This is a genomic window from Pseudomonas sp. Nvir, assembly GCF_963778085.1.
In the GTDB taxonomy this organism is placed as follows: domain Bacteria; phylum Pseudomonadota; class Gammaproteobacteria; order Pseudomonadales; family Pseudomonadaceae; genus Aquipseudomonas; species Aquipseudomonas juntendi.
In genome coordinates, this window is the sequence record NZ_OY970405.1 from 3,955,583 (window position 1) to 3,969,907 (window position 14,325).

Sequence of the window (14,325 nt, forward strand, 5' to 3'; positions counted from 1 at the left end):
TTACAGGCTTGCGTCAACCATACCGTGGCGAACGGCCAGCAAGGTCAATTCGACGTCGCTGGTGACCGAGAGTTTTTCAAAGATCCGATAACGGTAAGTATTGACGGTCTTGGGCGAGAGGCACAACTTGTCGGAGATGATCTGCACTTTCTGGCAACCGACGATCATCAGGGCGATCTGGATTTCCCGCTCGGACAAGGCGTCGAAGGGCGAGCCTTGTGGCTGGAACGGCTTGAGCGCCAACTGCTGGGCGATCTGCGGGCTGATGTAGCGCTGGCCGGCAAATGCCAGGCGGATGGCCTGGACCATTTCATCGAGCCCTGCGCCCTTGGTCAGGTAACCGGCAGCGCCGGCCTGCAGCAAGCGCGTGGGGAACGGGGGGGGTGTCAGAAATTTTGTGTTCGGGCATAACATGAGTAAGAGGTGCATGTATGCCAACCAAAAAGAAACCCCTGCGTGACCTACCAAAAATCCCCAAGGAGCTGCTCGAGCAGTTCGGTGAAGGGCTGATGACCGCAGAGGCTATCGAAGACGCTTCTGCGGCCTTCAAGAAGGCTTTGATTGAGCGAGCATTGAGTGCTGAGCTCGGTCACCACCTGGGGTATCCGCCGGGCGCGCAGCGCCCAGAGGATGAAACCAACCAGCGCAACGGCAAAACGGGCAAGACGGTTTTGACAGGGGATGGCCCGCTGCGGCTGGAGATTCCCCGTGATCGGGATGGCAGTTTTGCCCCCATTCTGATCCCCAAGCATGAGCGGCGTTACACCGGTTTTGATGACAAGATCATCGCCATGTATGCCCGAGGCATGACCGTTCGAGAAATCCGCGCTTTCCTCTCTGAGCAATACGGGACGGACGTTTCCCATGACTTCATCAGCTCAGTCACTGACGAGGTGATGGAGGAAATTGGTGCGTGGCAACAGCGACCGCTTGAGCCGATGTACCCAGTCATTTTCTTCGATGCGCTGCGGGTCAAGATCCGCGAAGAAGGCCTTGTCCGCAACAAGGCGATTTACTTAGCGCTGGGTGTTTTACCCGATGGAACGCGCGATATTCTTGGCATCTGGATCGAAAACACTGAGGGTGCGAAGTTTTGGATGAAGGTATTCAACGACCTCAAGACCCGCGGCGTAGAAGACGTGCTGATAGCCGTTACCGACGGTCTCAAAGGCATGCCAGAGGCGCTAAGTGCAGTGTTTCCGGCGACAACGCTGCAAACCTGCATCGTCCACTTGATCCGCAACAGCCTCGATTATGCGGCGTGGGATAAGCGCCGTGAGCTGGCCAAGGCGCTTAAACCGGTCTATCAGGCCATCACCGCAGAAGCGGCTGAGGAAGCACTGGGTGCCTTTGAAAATGGCCCTTGGGGAAAGCAGTACCCAGCGGTCGTGGCGGCCTGGAGACGAGCTTGGGATCGAGTGATCCCATTTTTTGTCTTCCCACCTGCCATTCGAAAAGTGATCTATACGACCAACGCTATCGAAAGCATCAACGCCCAGCTACGCAAGATCATCAAAACGCGAGGCCACTTCCCGACTGATGACGCAGCGACCAAGCTGATCTGGCTTGGGCTGCGCAACATTACGGCAAACTGGGGCTCGGCGGCGCATGATTGGAAAAATGCGATGAATCAATTTGCGATTCTGTACGGAGATCGATTTATCAGGCCGACCTGGTAAAAGCCTGGCCTGCCTGGCGGCAGGCCGTTATCGGCCCGCACACAAAAAAACTGACACTCTCGGAACGGGTCTTCCTCGCACACGGTGACTGCAACCACTTTGATGTCCGGGTGGCTGCGCAACAGTTTGCGAGTGGCTTCCAGGCCGCCGATGCCGGGCATTTTCACGTCCATCAGCACCACGTCTGGCTTCAGCTCACGGGCCAGCTTGAGCGCCGACTCGCCCGAGTCCCCCTCACCCACCACCTGCAGGCCGTCAATGTCGGCCAACATGCGCGTAATACCGGTTCGTACCAGATCGTGATCATCGACGACTAAGACCCTAATCAAGCACACACCTCATCAGCAGGGCGATTGGATCCCGCCACCTTAACAAAATTTTTCACAGTGGGCCTAACGCATTACTTCCGTCAGAAACGTCCGACGCTCGGCTGTGAGAATCCATACTGTTTACCGGGGTTTAACATGACCCGTCAAGCGCGCGAGCAGGTGGGCAACGCGCCGGCTGATCGTCGATATGGATCCTTGATGCCTACGCCGTTCGCGCTGGACACGCCAGCGCCTGACGATCACTCGATAGCGCGCTGCATACGCACGAAGCAATCGTCTTCGCCCATCTCGATAAACCCATGGCGCTGGTAAAGGCGGCGTGCCGGATTGCTGCGAAACACCATCAGCCTGAGCAGCGGCAACTGCCGCTGCCTGGCCCACAGTGCCAACTGCTCCAGCACCCAACTGCCAACACCGCGCCCGCGGTGCTCGGGGAGCAAATGCAACTCGCGGATGAACAGGGCCTGGCGGTCCTGGCTGAGGCTGCAGTAACCCAGCACCGCGGTGCCATCTGCCACCAGCCACTGCTCGCGCCAGCCCCAGGCCTGGTCGAAGGCGTCTTCCACCCAAAGCAGACCGTATTGGCCGTAATAAGGCAGCATGGCGCGGCGAGTCAGGTCGCGGGCGAAGGTGCAGTGGCTGGTAGTGGCAGGAATCAGTTGCAGGCCCATGTCAATCAACGCTCACGGTCGCGGTTGACGTTGTGCCCGGGGCTGGCCAGCAGGGCAGCCCCGGGCACCGATGCACGGAGGCGATCAGTAGGTTCGCCAGGTTGGCGAGGGGCTGGGTCAGGCCTCAGGCTGCTCGCCAGCAGGCTCGGCGGCAGGGGCGGCAGCTTGTGCCTTGGCCTTCGCCCGGTTACGGCGTTCCTGGCTGCGGTGCCGCGCAGCCTGCTGCTTGGCATGCAGTGCCTGTGCAGCAGTCACAGTACCCGCTGCTTGGCCACTGAGGTCCAGGCGCGGTGCATTTTCCACCATGCTGGCCCAGTACCGGGCGCCGCGGCACCAGGTGGAAATACCCAGCTTCAGCTGTTCACGGGTAAGCCCGAGCAGCTCCAGGTGTTGCTCGGCATCCTTGAAGATGCCTTCTTTGAGCGGCACCTTGGGGGCCGGGTTGACCGGGAAGGCCAGGGGAAAATGCTTCTGCAAAGGCCAGATCGCAGCGACCGCCGGATCCTGTTCGCGCGGCTTCGCCTGCGGGGACGGCTTGCGCTTTGGCTGTTTCGCGCTTTCGGCCTTTACCTGCTGTTTCTCCGCCCGCAGGCGGTCGCGTAGCTCTGCTAGTTGTTCAAAACCCATCGTTCAATTCACTGCTTGTGGTTGATTGCGGGGTGCAAGGATAACCCATGCAGCCACCCCAGTGTTTGCAGGTCATCTTTCCATCAGCTGAATACCCACAACACCCGCGTTGGTTTGCCGGTCAGGTTGGCATAACGAAAGCTGGCATGTGGCTGCAGTTGGAAACTGTCATTGGCGCGCAGGGTAACGGGCTCACCGCCGTCGAGCCACACGGTCAATTCGCCTTCGAGCACGAAACACCCCTGCTCTGAACTGTCGTCCAGGTACTCCTCGCCACTGCTCGCCCCAGGTTCAAGGTGGCTATCGAGCATGGAGAAGGCGCCACTGATGCTGGGGGATGCCAGCACGTCGGTGATGCCACCGGCCAGGTGCAAGGTGCGGCGCTCGTGCGGGCGGGTAACCCAGCCGAGCTCGCGGGGCTTGGCCAGCTTGTAGAAGTAGGCAGTCGACACACCGAGCTCTTCGCTGATGGCCGTCAGGTCGGCGACGGTCGGGCGCGAAACACCGCGCTCAACCTGGGACAGGAACCCCACCGAGCGGCCGATACGCTGGGCCAGCTCGCCAAGGGTCAGGCCCTTGAACTTACGCAGGTCGCGAATCAGTACTGCCAGGCCTTCGATTTCTTCGTGCACTTTCATAGTTGAATCGCGACGTTCGGACGGAAAAACAATGCCCTGAAAAGTACAGGATTCAACCTGCAAAGCAAAATGCTTCCAGGCCTTGCTGCGTGCCAGCCAGGCAAACCGGGGCCGCTTTGCAGCCCCGCTGATGCCACCTGCCGCTCAGCGAACAGCCTCATACGTGAGGTCGAGGCATTTGCGCGCCTTTGCCACCAGCTCGTCGATCTCGGCAAGGCTGATCACCAAAGGCGGTGCGATGATCATGGTGTCGCCCACCGCGCGCATGATCAGGCCGTTGTCGAAGCAGTGCTGGCGGCAGATCATGCCCACGCCTTTGCCTGGGTAGCGGGTGCGGCTGGCCTTGTCTTTTACCAGCTCGATCGCGCCCAGCATGCCCAGGCCGCGCACCTCACCGACCAATGGGTGGTCGGCCAGCTCACGCAGGCGCTGCTGCAGGTAAGGCGCAGTCTTATCCTGCACCTGCGTGATGATCTGCTCGTCGCGCAGGATGCGCAGGTTCTCCAGCGCCACCGCCGCGGCCACCGGGTGGCCGGAATAGGTAAAGCCGTGGTTGAAATCGCCACCTTCGCTGACGACCCGCGCCACCTCGTCACGCACGATCACACCGCCCATCGGTATGTAGCCCGAAGTCAGGCCCTTGGCGATGGTCATCAGGTCGGGCTCAAGGTCATAGTAGTCAGTACCGAACCACTGCCCGGTGCGGCCAAAGCCGCAGATCACTTCATCGGCCACGAACAGGATGTCGTACTTGGCAAGGATCTGCTTGACCTTCGGCCAGTAAGTGTCCGGCGCAATGATCACGCCCCCGGCACCCTGGATCGGCTCGGCGATGAAGGCTGCGACGTTGTTTTCGCCCACCTCCAGAATCTTGCGCTCCAGTTGCTCGGCGGCCCACACGCCGAAGTCGGCCTCGGTCATGTCGCCGCCTTCGCCGAACCAGTACGGCTGCGGGATATGCACGATATCCGGGATCACCCCGCCCTGCTGGTGCATGCCGCTCATGCCCCCCAGGGCAGCGCCTGCCACGGTAGAGCCGTGGTAGCCGTTGATGCGGCCGATGATCACCTTCTTGTCGGGCTGGCCTTTCAGCGCCCAGTAGTGGCGCACCATGCGCAGCACGGTGTCATTGCCTTCGGAACCGGAGCCGGTGAAGAACACATGGTTCATGCCGGCCGGGGCCAGGTCGGCGATCGCCTTGGCCAGCTCCAGCGCCGGTGGATGCGCGGTCTGGAAGAACAGGTTGTAGTACGGCAGCTGCTTCATCTGCCGGCTGGCGACCTCGGCCAGCTCATCGCGGCCATAGCCGACCGCCACGCACCACAGGCCAGCCATGGCATCGAGGATCTTGTTGCCCTCGCTATCCCACAGGTATACGCCCTTGGCCTGGGTGATGATGCGCGGGCCTTTCTCGGCCAACTGTTTAACATCGCTGAACGGCGCCAGGTGGTGGTCGCGGCTAAGCGCTTGCCAGGCCTGGGTCTGCGAATTCTGTGCACTCATTGTCTTCACTCCGTCAGGTCGCGCAGGCGCGCTGCGCGGTGGGTTGCTTGCGGTTCTGGCGCAGCAGCGAGCGCTGGCGGCATGCCGCGCCAAACGCCTGGAACAGGGTCAGGTACTGCGGGTTGTCCATGACCTGGTACTCGGGGTGCCATTGCACGGCCAGGCTGAAGCCCTGGCCGTTGTCCAGCGAGATCGCCTCCACCAGGCCGTCAGGCGCCAGCGCCTCCACCCTCAGCCCAGGCGCCAGTGCATCGATGCCCTGGCCGTGGATGGAGTTGACCTCGAACACTGCCGGCAAGCCCAGGCGTTCGAGCAAACCACCTGGCTGCACATGCATGGTGTGGCGCGGGCCGTATTGCTTGTCGATCGGCTCGCCCGCGCCTTCGCGGTGGTCCATGAATGCGCCAGCCTCATGCACGTTCTGGTGCAGGGTGCCGCCCAGTGCCACGTTCATTTCCTGAAAACCACGGCAGATGCCCAGCACCGGCACGCCGGCGGCGATCGCCGCGCGCATCAGCGGTAACGTGGTGGCGTCCCGCAGCGGGTCGTGCAGGGTGCCCTCGGCACTGGCCGCGCCGTGGTAGAAACGGCTCGATATTGGACGGCGAACCGGTAAAGATCAGCCCGTCCACCACCGCGAGGATGTCGGCGCTGTCGAGCAGCTCGCCCAGGCTGGGTATCACGATGGGCAGGCCGCACGCCGCCTTGGCTGCCGCACGTGCATACTTCTCGGCAATGGTCTGGGTGGCATGCTGCCCGCTCATGGTGGTGCAAGCGGTGATGCCGATCACGGGCACACGTGGCATAGCGTCCTCCGGCAATGGGTATTGCGCGTGGTTTAGGTTGGCAAGGGATGAGGGCGAACCGCAGGCGCTACAGGAACCAGCGATACTCGCGGGCATCGATGTGGCGCATGAAGTCCAGTTGCTCCTGGTACTTGTTTTCGCAGTAGACCATCACGAACTCGCTGCCCAGGCCTTGCTCCAGCACCGGGTGATGACGCATGGCGGCCAGGCCGCTGAGCGGGTCCTTGGGGAAGTCGATGCCGCTCTGGCGGTCGTCATTCAGCGGGGCGATGGGCTCGACGCCCCGCTCCAGGCCGTACTCCATGCCGGTGAGAATGGCCGCCAGCACCAGGTACGGGTTGGCATCTGCGCCTGCCAGGCGGTGCTCGATGCGCAGGTTGCGCGGGTCGGATTCGGGGATGCGAATGCACGCATCACGGTCTTCGAAGCCCCAGCTGGCCTTGCTCGCGGCGTTGACCATGGCACCGTAACGGCGGTAGGCGTTGTGGTTGGAGGCAAAAATCGGCATACAGTGCGGCAGCAGTTCCAGGCACCCCGCCACCGCATGGCGCAGCTTGCGCTGTTCGGCAGCGGCGAGCAGGTTGTTGCCGTCGTTGTCGTACAGGCTGACGTGCACGTGCATGCCGCTGCCTGGCGCATCCAGGTAGGGCTTGCTCATGAAACTGGCGCGGTAGCCGTGCTTCAGCGCAATGCCCCGGGTACTGCGGCAGAACAGTGCCGACCAGTCAGCCGCGGCAAGGGCATCGTCGCTGTGCGAGAAGTTGATTTCGAACTGGCCTGGGCCCAGCTCGGCAGTGATCACGTTCGCCGGCACGCCTTGCTCATTGGCGCCATCGACCATTTCATGCAACACCGAGGAAAAGCGCGAGAGGCGCTCGATGTGCATGTTCGGCTGGTCGTCTGCGTCGCCGCTGGCAGTGTCACGCGGGTAACAGGGCAAGCCGTTGTCCAGCGCGCGATCGAACAGGTAAAACTCCAGCTCGAACGCCACCACCGGGCGTATCCCACGCCTGGCCAGGCGCTGCAGCACGCGGGCCAGCACTTCCCGTGGCTCGAACTCGATCGGCCTGGCGGTGCCGTCGGAGGTGATCAGCATCTGGGCGATCGGTTCTTTTTCCCAGCGCACCGGCTTCAGCGTACCTGGCACCAGCCGCCGTACAGCATCCGGGTCGCCGTCGGCAAAGCAGTAGTCACCTATGGGGTAAAGGCCGCCCTGGGTACCCAGCAGCACGCAGTTCTGCGGCAGCTTCAGCGGTGCCCCAGCTGCAACCTTTTCCAGCATGTCGATGGGGTAGCGCTTGCCGTAGAAATGCCCGGGAATGTCCAGCGCAATCAGGTCGACATAACGTATGGCCGGGTGCTGCGCCCGAAACGCACGCACTTCAAGCAGCAAATCCGCAGAGGGGGCACTCATGTTCTTGTCCTTGTGAGGTGAACCAACTCAAGTGAAGACTCGCCCTTGAATGCCGCCCGCATTTGCAAGGGCTTCAACCTCTGGCACGGCTTCAATAGCCTGGGCGCTCGTGAAATTTTCGTAGATATTTTTCATGAAAAAATACATTAAAAATTTCACGCGTCAAGATCATCTGCGTGCCGCCGGTCTGCGTCTGCGCGACTTGGCCCCTGCCACGCGCAAAAAGCCAGTAGCTTAACTACTGGCTCAGAGAAGCTGGACTGTCTCACTTGCCACCCGAGGGCGCTGCTATGGTGGAAGCACTTACGCAATCAAATGAACGCCAACCTGGGAGGCAGCATGACAGTAGACAAAGTTGCAATCATCACGGCCGGTGGCAGCGGCATGGGTGCCGCCGCAGCCCGGCGCCTGGCCGCGGATGGTTTTAACGTGGGCATCCTTTCTTCATCGGGCAAGGGCGAGGCCCTGGCGGCGGAGCTTGGCGGCATCGGCGTTACCGGTAGCAACCAGTCGGTTGAAGACCTGCAGCGCCTGGTAGACGCTGTGGTCGGCAAATGGGGCCGCATCGATGTGCTGGTCAACAGCGCGGGGCACGGCCCACGTGCGCCCATCCTGGAGATCAGCGACGAGGACTGGCACAAAGGCATGGACACTTACCTGCTCAATGTCATTCGCCCGACACGCCTGGTGACGCCCTACATGCAGCGGCAAAAGGGTGGCGTGATCATCAACATCTCTACCGCCTGGGCATTCGAGCCGAGCGACCTGTTCCCCACTTCCGCGGTGTTCCGCTCGGGGCTGGCGGCCTTCAGCAAGATCTTCGCCGACACCTACGCCGCCGATAACGTGCGCATCAACAACGTGCTGCCCGGCTGGATAGACAGCTTGCCGGCCACAGAGCAACGCCGCGACAGCGTACCGCTCAAGCGTTACGGCACCCCCGAAGAAATTGCCGCCACCATCGCGTTCCTTGCCAGCGAGGGTGCTGCCTACCTGACCGGGCAGAACATCAAGGTCGACGGCGGCCTGACGCGTAGCGTGTGAGGCTGCTGACGAGGTAAGCGCGCCTCGTCACTTGCCGGCGATCGATGGGCTTACCACGCAACGTTGGGCGTCCAAGTAACGCGAGTGCTTCAGCCACGCCTGCTGCGGGTAGTAGGCGAACACGTAGCTGCCGCGTTGCAGCGTGTGGATCAATTGCTCGGCAATCGCCGGGCGCACGGCAGGGCAACCCTGGCTGCGCCCGAGGCGGCCGAGGCTAGGCACCACGCTGGGGTCGGCGTACGCTGCGGCGTGCATGACGATCCCCCGCGCCATGCTGTTGTCATTGAACCCTGGCTCCAGCCCCTGCAGGCGCAACGAGCGCCCATGCTTGCCATTGTAGGCCTGGCCGGTTTGATAAAGGCCGACGGAGGACTGGTAACTGTTCGGCGCGTTGGAAAACGCGTTCGGCAGATCGGCGCCGCTGTTCTTGCCATGGGTGACCCACTCTTCGAACAACAGCTGCCTGGCGCGCAGGTCGAACACCCACAAGCGCTTGTCACGCGAGGCCCTGGAATAATCGATAACGGTCAGCAATTTGTCCCCTTCCCTCTGGCTCGCACAGTGATAGGCGGTAAGCGCCAGGGCCAAGGTCGCCAGACTGGCGGCGGGTGCCAACCGCTGCAGCTCGGCAGCACTGGGCAGCGACTGCGCCTGAGCGCTGTGCCAGGCACCGAGAATGAACAGGCCGGCAATGGCCATCGCAAGCCGCACAGCGCGGCGCACTGAGGTGAACATCGATACGGATCCCTGTTGGAAAACGGGCCTGTGCAGCCGTTGCTTGCAGCCAAATGCGGCTACTGTGTTCGCTTTCAGGCCATTTGCCGATCATTTGCTGACCAATGGCCTGAGTGTATCTGCGTTGTTCACAGCAAGCGCCTCGGCTTGGCGCGCGGGGTAACAAATGCGCACCTGAAATGTGCACAAAATTCCCAACTCAAATACGCGCCCGCTAGGCAATGATCGGCTAGAGACCGGCAACCCGCTGTAATTACCTGCGCCTGACCGATTGGTACGAATCTTGTTTGTATACAAATCCAAAAACAAAAGTACACAACCATCATGGAGTCCCGATGGCGTCGATTTCGCGTTCCGATGTTAGCCAGCTTGATGCACGCCCCACCGCCACGGCCGACCCCGGCCAGGTCACATTGAGCCCGCGCCTGTACAGTGCCGACCTGGCCCCGACCCGTGCCGCCAAGCGCACCTGGGGTCGCTACAGCCTGTTCGCGCTGTGGACCAACGACGTGCACAACATGGCCAACTACTCGTTCGCCATCGGGCTGTTCGCCCTGGGCATGAGCGGGGCGCAGATCCTGGCCGCCTTCGCCCTCGGTGCCTTGGTGATCTACGGCTTGATGAACCTTTCCGGCTACATGGGTCAGAAAACCGGCCTGCCCTACCCGGTCATGTGCCGCATCAGCTTCGGCATCCATGGTGCCCAGATTCCGGCACTGATCCGCGCGGTGATCGCCATTGCCTGGTTCGGCATCCAGACCTACCTGGCTTCGGTGGTGCTGCGTGTACTGCTCACCGCCATCGCCCCAGACCTCAAGGCCTACGACCAGAACAGCATCCTCGGGCTGTCGAGCCTGGGCTGGGTCACCTTCCTCGGCATCTGGTGCGTGCAGGTGGCGATCTTCGCCTACGGCATGGAAATGGTGCGCCGCTTCGAGTCGTTGGCCGGGCCGATCATTCTGGTCGCCTTCGCCAGCCTGGCCGGCTGGATGTACTGGCGCAGCGGCTTGTCGATCGCCTGGTCCAGCGGCAATGCCCCGACCGGTTCGGCCATGTGGCTGAAAGTGCTCGGCGCTGCTGCGCTGTGGGTCTCGCTATACGGCACCATGATTCTCAACTTCTGTGACTTCACGCGCAATTGCCCGGACCGGCGCACCATCAGCGTAGGCAACTTCTGGGGCCTGCCGGTGAACATGCTTGGCTTTGCCCTGATTGCGGTGGTACTGGCCGGTGCGCAGTTCAGCATCGATGGCAAGCTGGTGCAGAGCCCGACCGAAATCGTTGCGGCCATCCCCAACACCGCCGGCCTGGTATTGGCTTGCCTGGCTTTCCTGATCGTGACCGTGGCAGTGAACATCATGGCCAACTTCGTCGCCCCGGCCTACGTGCTGACCAACCTGGCACCCAACCTGCTGAATTTCCGCCGCGCAGGCCTGCTCAGTGCCGCCATTGCGGTCGTGATCCTGCCCTGGCACCTCTACAACAGCCCCTCAGTGATCGTGTACTTCCTCGGTGGCCTGGGCGCCCTGCTCGGCCCGCTGTACGGCATCATCGTCACCGACTACTACCTGGTACGCCGCAGCCGGGTGAACCTGCCGCAGCTCTACAGCGAAAGCAGGCAGGCGGCCTACCACTACAGCGGCGGCGTCAACCTGCGTGCCGTTGCGGCATTCGTGCCGGCGGCACTGATCGCCATCGTGCTGGCGCTGGTCCCAGCCTTCGACACCTTGTCGCAGTTCTCCTGGTTCTTCGGCGCCGGCCTGGGTGGGCTGATCCACTACGCCCTCGCCAACCGCAACGCCAGCTACCTCGCGGTGAGCGGCGAGAGCATTGCGGTGGATAGCGCGCATCACTGACCGGGGCACGATCAGCCGACTGATGAGGGCCAGTGATGCTGGCCCTTAGCCCGCAGGGCCACCCACGTAACCGCGCCAGACGACACCACCCTACTCCCGGGCTTTGGTTGCCCGCTGCCGGCCGGCCATTTGCAGGCAACTATTTTTTTGTCCCCGTGCATCCAATAGACCCCGTGGTGGGTATTGCTGATGGGTGGACCATGACCGCCCAGCCAAATGACCTGTCAGGAGCATTACCATGAGCCATACCTACTCCGCTTGCCTGCTCGCCTGCAGCCTTGCCCTGGCGCTGCAGACCGCCCACGCGCAAACCGCCGTGCCCACAGCAGTCCAGGTGCCCGAGGGGCATCGCGTTATGCTGGAGACCGTCGGGGTCGGCGAGATCACCTATGAGTGCCGCGACAAAGCCGATGCGGCCGGCCAGACCGAATGGACCTTCGTTGGGCCCAAGGCCGTGCTCAATGACCGTAGCGGCAAACAAGTGGGCGACTACTTTGGTCCTCCCGCCACCTGGCAAGCGAAGGATGGCTCGAAAGTCACCGGCAACCAGTTGGCGCTGGCCGCGGCAGACAAAGGCGCCATTCCTTATCAACTGGTCAAGGCCAACCCGGCCGAAGGTAAAGGCGCCATGCAAGGGGTCAGCTACATCCAGCGCCTGGCCACCCGCGGCGGCGTGGCCCCTACCAGCGACTGCACGGCCCAGAACAAGGGGGCCAGGCAGGTCGTCCAGTACCAGGCCGACTATGTGTTCTGGACAGCCAGGTAACGCGCGCCGGCGCCAACATCCAGCAGCGGATGATCTAAGCTCGATGGCAAGCCCCCGGCTGGATGGCCGGGGTACCTCGCCAGACACAAGGAAGCCGTCCACCTTGAATTCGCCTGTCACCCCATTCGACTTCCACCACTGCCTGGAGGCCTGCGCACAGGGTGACCGGCGAGCCCTGCAAGCGCTGTACGATCACGAAGGGCCACGCCTGCTGGGCGTAGCCCGGCGTATCGCGCGTGACAACGCCACGGCCGAAGACATCGTCCACGATGCGTTCATTCGCATCTGGACTGGCGCTGCCAGCTACGACCCCGCGCGCGGCTCGGCCCGCGGCTGGATCTACAGCATCACACGCCATCTGGCATTGAATTCGATACGCGATACCCGGCGCGAAACTGTGCTGGACGATGCCGACATGGCTGCCGTGCCCACCTTGCCGGGCAGGCTGGATGACCTGGCCCTGTGGTCAGGCTCGGCAAAGATTTACCGTTGCCTGGAACAATTGCAGCCCGGCCCGCAGCACTGCATCCTGCATGCTTATGTGGACGGCTGCAGCCACGCCGAAATCGCCACTCTGCTGGGCGCCCCCCTTGGCACCGTCAAGGCTTGGATCAAGCGCAGCCTGAAAGCACTGCGGGAGTGCCTGGAATGAAGCCGGAGACTGACGAAGCGCTGGACACCCTCGCCGGCGAGTTCGTATTGGGCACCTTGCCGCCGGAGCAACACACGGCAGTGGCTGAGCGCCTGCGTACCGACTCAGCCCTGCGCGCCGCAGTGGATGCCTGGGAGTCGCGCCTGCTGGAACTGGCCGCGCTGGCCGCGCCGCAGCCACCGAGCCTGCGCCTGTGGGGCCGTATTCAGCGCAGCCTGAACGAGCTGGCGCACCCGGCCAGCGAGCGGCGAGCCAAGTGGTGGCAACGCCTGGGCCTGTGGCAAGCACTGACGGCCGCCGGGTTGGCGGCCAGTGTAGTGCTGGCGTTCACCTTGCTGACAACGCCCCCACCCGCGACGCAATTCGTGGTGGTGCTGGTGGCACCGAGCAGCCAGGCCCCGGGTTGGGTGGTGCAGACCAGCGACAGCCGCACCATCGAGCTTCTCCCGCTTGGTAAGGATGCGCTCCCTGAAGGCATGGCCTTGCAGTTCTGGACCAAGGGTCCGCAGTGGGGGGCGCCAGTATCCCTGGGCCTGGTCAAACCCGGCGAACCCTACAGGGTCCCCCTGCAGAGCCTGCCACCGCTGGAAGCCGACCAGTTGTTCGAGCTGACACTGGAGAAAGCCGGCGGCTCGCCTACCGGCCTGCCAACGGGGCCGGTCAAGTTCATAGGCCGGGCGGTGAAAGTGATTTAACCCGTTTGCGTGCCGGCCGGGGAGAAACAGAGACGGGCGTACGCCACAGAAAGCCTGGGAATCATGGGCCGTAGCTAGTCTAATGATGGCCCTTGCTCAATTGCCGTAGCCGGCAGAGCTGGCCGGCCCGGGTAAGCGCAAGTGATACCCCCAACCAACCGCAGTCTCATGAAAAGGAAGTCGCGCAAATGGAAGTACGTTGCACCTCACTGGAAGAAGTCCGCCAAGGGATCGATGCAATTGACCGCAGCCTGGTTTCGCTTCTCGCCCAACGTGGCCGACTCGTGACGCAAGCGGCCGCCTTCAAGAAGACGACCGATGACGTGCGTGCGCCTGCGCGGGTCGAGCAGGTGATAACGAAGGTTCGCGAAATGGCGGAGCAAACCGGCGCTTCAGCCGAGGTGGTGGAGCAGGTTTACCGGGCGATGATCGCGGCCTTCATCAATGAAGAACTGACCACCCACGCGAAGCTGGCCACTGCACCTTCGGGGGATTGAAGAGGCATGCAAGGCGGCCGATGATCAGTCACCGGTTCGAGGCCAGAGCACGGCCTGCGCCACGATCACATCGCTGCCATTGAAGGTGACGGCAGGTGCGCCATGTAACTGGTACCCCATTTCCAAGGCCTCGCTGACCCGCCGGCAGAAGGCGGCGTTGTCGGGGCCGGTCAGCACTCGGTAGATGGGCAGATCATTGGGTGGTTGGCTCATCGCTTTCTTCCTTGGTTCACGCGGGGCGCGTTGTGGCTGTTGATCCTGCTGGTGAGTCGGTAACCGTTGCATCGATCATCGGTGCTCTACTGTATGCGGGCCAACAGGGCTTGGCTACCGGTGGATCGCGCCAGCGTTTTAGCCTTCCTGGTCGAGGCGCGTTTCCGGGGCAGCCCCCCGATAGCCCTCGCCTCTTTCAA

At 62.5% G+C, this 14,325-nt stretch carries 14 protein-coding genes and 3 pseudogenes; 7 read left to right on the forward strand and 10 right to left on the reverse strand.

Going from position 1 to position 14,325, the window contains the following annotated elements; translation table 11 throughout:
* Nucleotides 1-378 (reverse strand): annotated as a pseudogene (gene gacA / locus AACG97_RS19115) (response regulator transcription factor GacA); the annotation flags it as partial.
* Nucleotides 379-431: 53 nt separating this feature from the next.
* Between gacA (AACG97_RS19115) and AACG97_RS19120 the strand changes: the two are divergent.
* Nucleotides 432-1,679: an IS256 family transposase gene (locus AACG97_RS19120; RefSeq protein ID WP_105642849.1), complete on the forward strand. Its 1,248-nt coding sequence runs from the start codon at nucleotides 432-434 to the stop codon at nucleotides 1,677-1,679.
* Nucleotides 1,680-1,741: 62 nt separating this feature from the next.
* Here AACG97_RS19120 and gacA (AACG97_RS19125) read toward each other — a convergent pair.
* The 7 genes and pseudogenes from gacA (AACG97_RS19125) to AACG97_RS19155 all read right to left on the reverse strand — a co-directional run.
* Nucleotides 1,742-2,008: pseudogene (gene gacA, locus AACG97_RS19125) on the reverse strand (response regulator transcription factor GacA); the annotation flags it as partial.
* Between the two features lie 239 nt (nucleotides 2,009-2,247).
* A complete protein-coding gene (locus AACG97_RS19130) occupies nucleotides 2,248-2,679 on the reverse strand; it encodes a GNAT family N-acetyltransferase (RefSeq protein ID WP_009686323.1) in 432 nt (143 codons plus the stop codon).
* Between the two features lie 117 nt (nucleotides 2,680-2,796).
* The gene (locus AACG97_RS19135; protein ID WP_009686322.1) at nucleotides 2,797-3,306 is read right to left on the reverse strand and encodes a ProQ/FinO family protein; all 510 of its coding nucleotides are present in this window, start codon (nucleotides 3,304-3,306) and stop codon (nucleotides 2,797-2,799) included.
* 83 nt (nucleotides 3,307-3,389) lie between these two features.
* The gene (locus tag AACG97_RS19140; RefSeq protein WP_009686321.1) at nucleotides 3,390-3,944 is read right to left on the reverse strand and encodes a helix-turn-helix domain-containing protein; all 555 of its coding nucleotides are present in this window, start codon (nucleotides 3,942-3,944) and stop codon (nucleotides 3,390-3,392) included.
* A gap of 144 nt (nucleotides 3,945-4,088) precedes the next feature.
* The gene (locus AACG97_RS19145; protein ID WP_009686320.1) at nucleotides 4,089-5,447 is read right to left on the reverse strand and encodes an aspartate aminotransferase family protein; all 1,359 of its coding nucleotides are present in this window, start codon (nucleotides 5,445-5,447) and stop codon (nucleotides 4,089-4,091) included.
* A 13-nt stretch (nucleotides 5,448-5,460) separates the two neighbouring features.
* Nucleotides 5,461-6,253, reverse strand: a pseudogene (locus tag AACG97_RS19150) (gamma-glutamyl-gamma-aminobutyrate hydrolase family protein).
* A gap of 67 nt (nucleotides 6,254-6,320) precedes the next feature.
* Entirely contained in the window at nucleotides 6,321-7,667 is a 1,347-nt protein-coding gene (locus AACG97_RS19155) for a glutamine synthetase family protein (RefSeq protein WP_115294462.1), read from the reverse strand.
* A 339-nt stretch (nucleotides 7,668-8,006) separates the two neighbouring features.
* Here AACG97_RS19155 and AACG97_RS19160 point away from each other — a divergent pair, with 339 nt between their 5' ends.
* Nucleotides 8,007-8,711 carry an SDR family oxidoreductase gene (locus tag AACG97_RS19160; protein WP_197884876.1) on the forward strand — a complete coding sequence of 235 codons (705 nt, stop codon included), beginning with the start codon at nucleotides 8,007-8,009 and terminating at the stop codon, nucleotides 8,709-8,711.
* 27 nt (nucleotides 8,712-8,738) lie between these two features.
* Here AACG97_RS19160 and AACG97_RS19165 read toward each other — a convergent pair whose 3' ends face one another.
* Nucleotides 8,739-9,446 carry a murein L,D-transpeptidase catalytic domain family protein gene (locus AACG97_RS19165; RefSeq protein ID WP_197884875.1) on the reverse strand — a complete coding sequence of 236 codons (708 nt, stop codon included), beginning with the start codon at nucleotides 9,444-9,446 and terminating at the stop codon, nucleotides 8,739-8,741.
* Nucleotides 9,447-9,781: 335 nt separating this feature from the next.
* Between AACG97_RS19165 and AACG97_RS19170 the strand changes: the two genes are divergently transcribed.
* From AACG97_RS19170 to AACG97_RS19190, 5 genes are all read left to right on the forward strand, one after another.
* Complete coding sequence (locus AACG97_RS19170) at nucleotides 9,782-11,302, forward strand: NCS1 family nucleobase:cation symporter-1 (protein ID WP_115294463.1); 1,521 nt, start codon at nucleotides 9,782-9,784, stop codon at nucleotides 11,300-11,302.
* Between the two features lie 238 nt (nucleotides 11,303-11,540).
* Nucleotides 11,541-12,068, forward strand: coding sequence for a DUF3455 domain-containing protein (locus AACG97_RS19175; RefSeq protein ID WP_197884874.1), 528 nt, complete (start codon nucleotides 11,541-11,543; stop codon nucleotides 12,066-12,068).
* Nucleotides 12,069-12,171: 103 nt separating this feature from the next.
* Complete coding sequence (locus AACG97_RS19180) at nucleotides 12,172-12,720, forward strand: sigma-70 family RNA polymerase sigma factor (RefSeq protein ID WP_009686313.1); 549 nt, start codon at nucleotides 12,172-12,174, stop codon at nucleotides 12,718-12,720.
* Complete coding sequence (locus tag AACG97_RS19185) at nucleotides 12,717-13,415, forward strand: anti-sigma factor (RefSeq protein WP_197884872.1); 699 nt, start codon at nucleotides 12,717-12,719, stop codon at nucleotides 13,413-13,415. The genes AACG97_RS19180 and AACG97_RS19185 overlap by 4 nt, the downstream gene beginning before the upstream one ends.
* 188 nt (nucleotides 13,416-13,603) lie before the next feature.
* Nucleotides 13,604-13,912 (forward strand): chorismate mutase, encoded by a 309-nt coding sequence (locus AACG97_RS19190; protein ID WP_161892670.1) that lies wholly within the window; start codon nucleotides 13,604-13,606, stop codon nucleotides 13,910-13,912.
* Nucleotides 13,913-13,936: 24 nt separating this feature from the next.
* Here AACG97_RS19190 and AACG97_RS19195 read toward each other — a convergent pair whose 3' ends face one another.
* Nucleotides 13,937-14,125 (reverse strand): DUF1737 domain-containing protein, encoded by a 189-nt coding sequence (locus AACG97_RS19195; RefSeq protein ID WP_054911639.1) that lies wholly within the window; start codon nucleotides 14,123-14,125, stop codon nucleotides 13,937-13,939.
* Between the last annotated feature and the right edge of the window lie 200 nt (nucleotides 14,126-14,325).

Excerpts from the sequence above, each read along its gene's own strand:
- AACG97_RS19120 (WP_105642849.1), top strand. The coding sequence starts at position 432 with ATGCCAACCAAAAAGAAACCCCTGCGTGACCTACCAAAAATCCCCAAG.
- AACG97_RS19130 (WP_009686323.1), bottom strand. The coding sequence starts at position 2,679 with ATGGGCCTGCAACTGATTCCTGCCACTACCAGCCACTGCACCTTCGCC.
- AACG97_RS19135 (WP_009686322.1), bottom strand. The coding sequence starts at position 3,306 with ATGGGTTTTGAACAACTAGCAGAGCTACGCGACCGCCTGCGGGCGGAG.
- AACG97_RS19140 (WP_009686321.1), bottom strand. The coding sequence starts at position 3,944 with ATGAAAGTGCACGAAGAAATCGAAGGCCTGGCAGTACTGATTCGCGAC.
- AACG97_RS19145 (WP_009686320.1), bottom strand. The coding sequence starts at position 5,447 with ATGAGTGCACAGAATTCGCAGACCCAGGCCTGGCAAGCGCTTAGCCGC.
- AACG97_RS19155 (WP_115294462.1), bottom strand. The coding sequence starts at position 7,667 with ATGAGTGCCCCCTCTGCGGATTTGCTGCTTGAAGTGCGTGCGTTTCGG.
- AACG97_RS19160 (WP_197884876.1), top strand. The coding sequence starts at position 8,007 with ATGACAGTAGACAAAGTTGCAATCATCACGGCCGGTGGCAGCGGCATG.
- AACG97_RS19165 (WP_197884875.1), bottom strand. The coding sequence starts at position 9,446 with ATGTTCACCTCAGTGCGCCGCGCTGTGCGGCTTGCGATGGCCATTGCC.
- AACG97_RS19170 (WP_115294463.1), top strand. The coding sequence starts at position 9,782 with ATGGCGTCGATTTCGCGTTCCGATGTTAGCCAGCTTGATGCACGCCCC.
- AACG97_RS19175 (WP_197884874.1), top strand. The coding sequence starts at position 11,541 with ATGAGCCATACCTACTCCGCTTGCCTGCTCGCCTGCAGCCTTGCCCTG.
- AACG97_RS19185 (WP_197884872.1), top strand. The coding sequence starts at position 12,717 with ATGAAGCCGGAGACTGACGAAGCGCTGGACACCCTCGCCGGCGAGTTC.
- AACG97_RS19190 (WP_161892670.1), top strand. The coding sequence starts at position 13,604 with ATGGAAGTACGTTGCACCTCACTGGAAGAAGTCCGCCAAGGGATCGAT.
- AACG97_RS19195 (WP_054911639.1), bottom strand. The coding sequence starts at position 14,125 with ATGAGCCAACCACCCAATGATCTGCCCATCTACCGAGTGCTGACCGGC.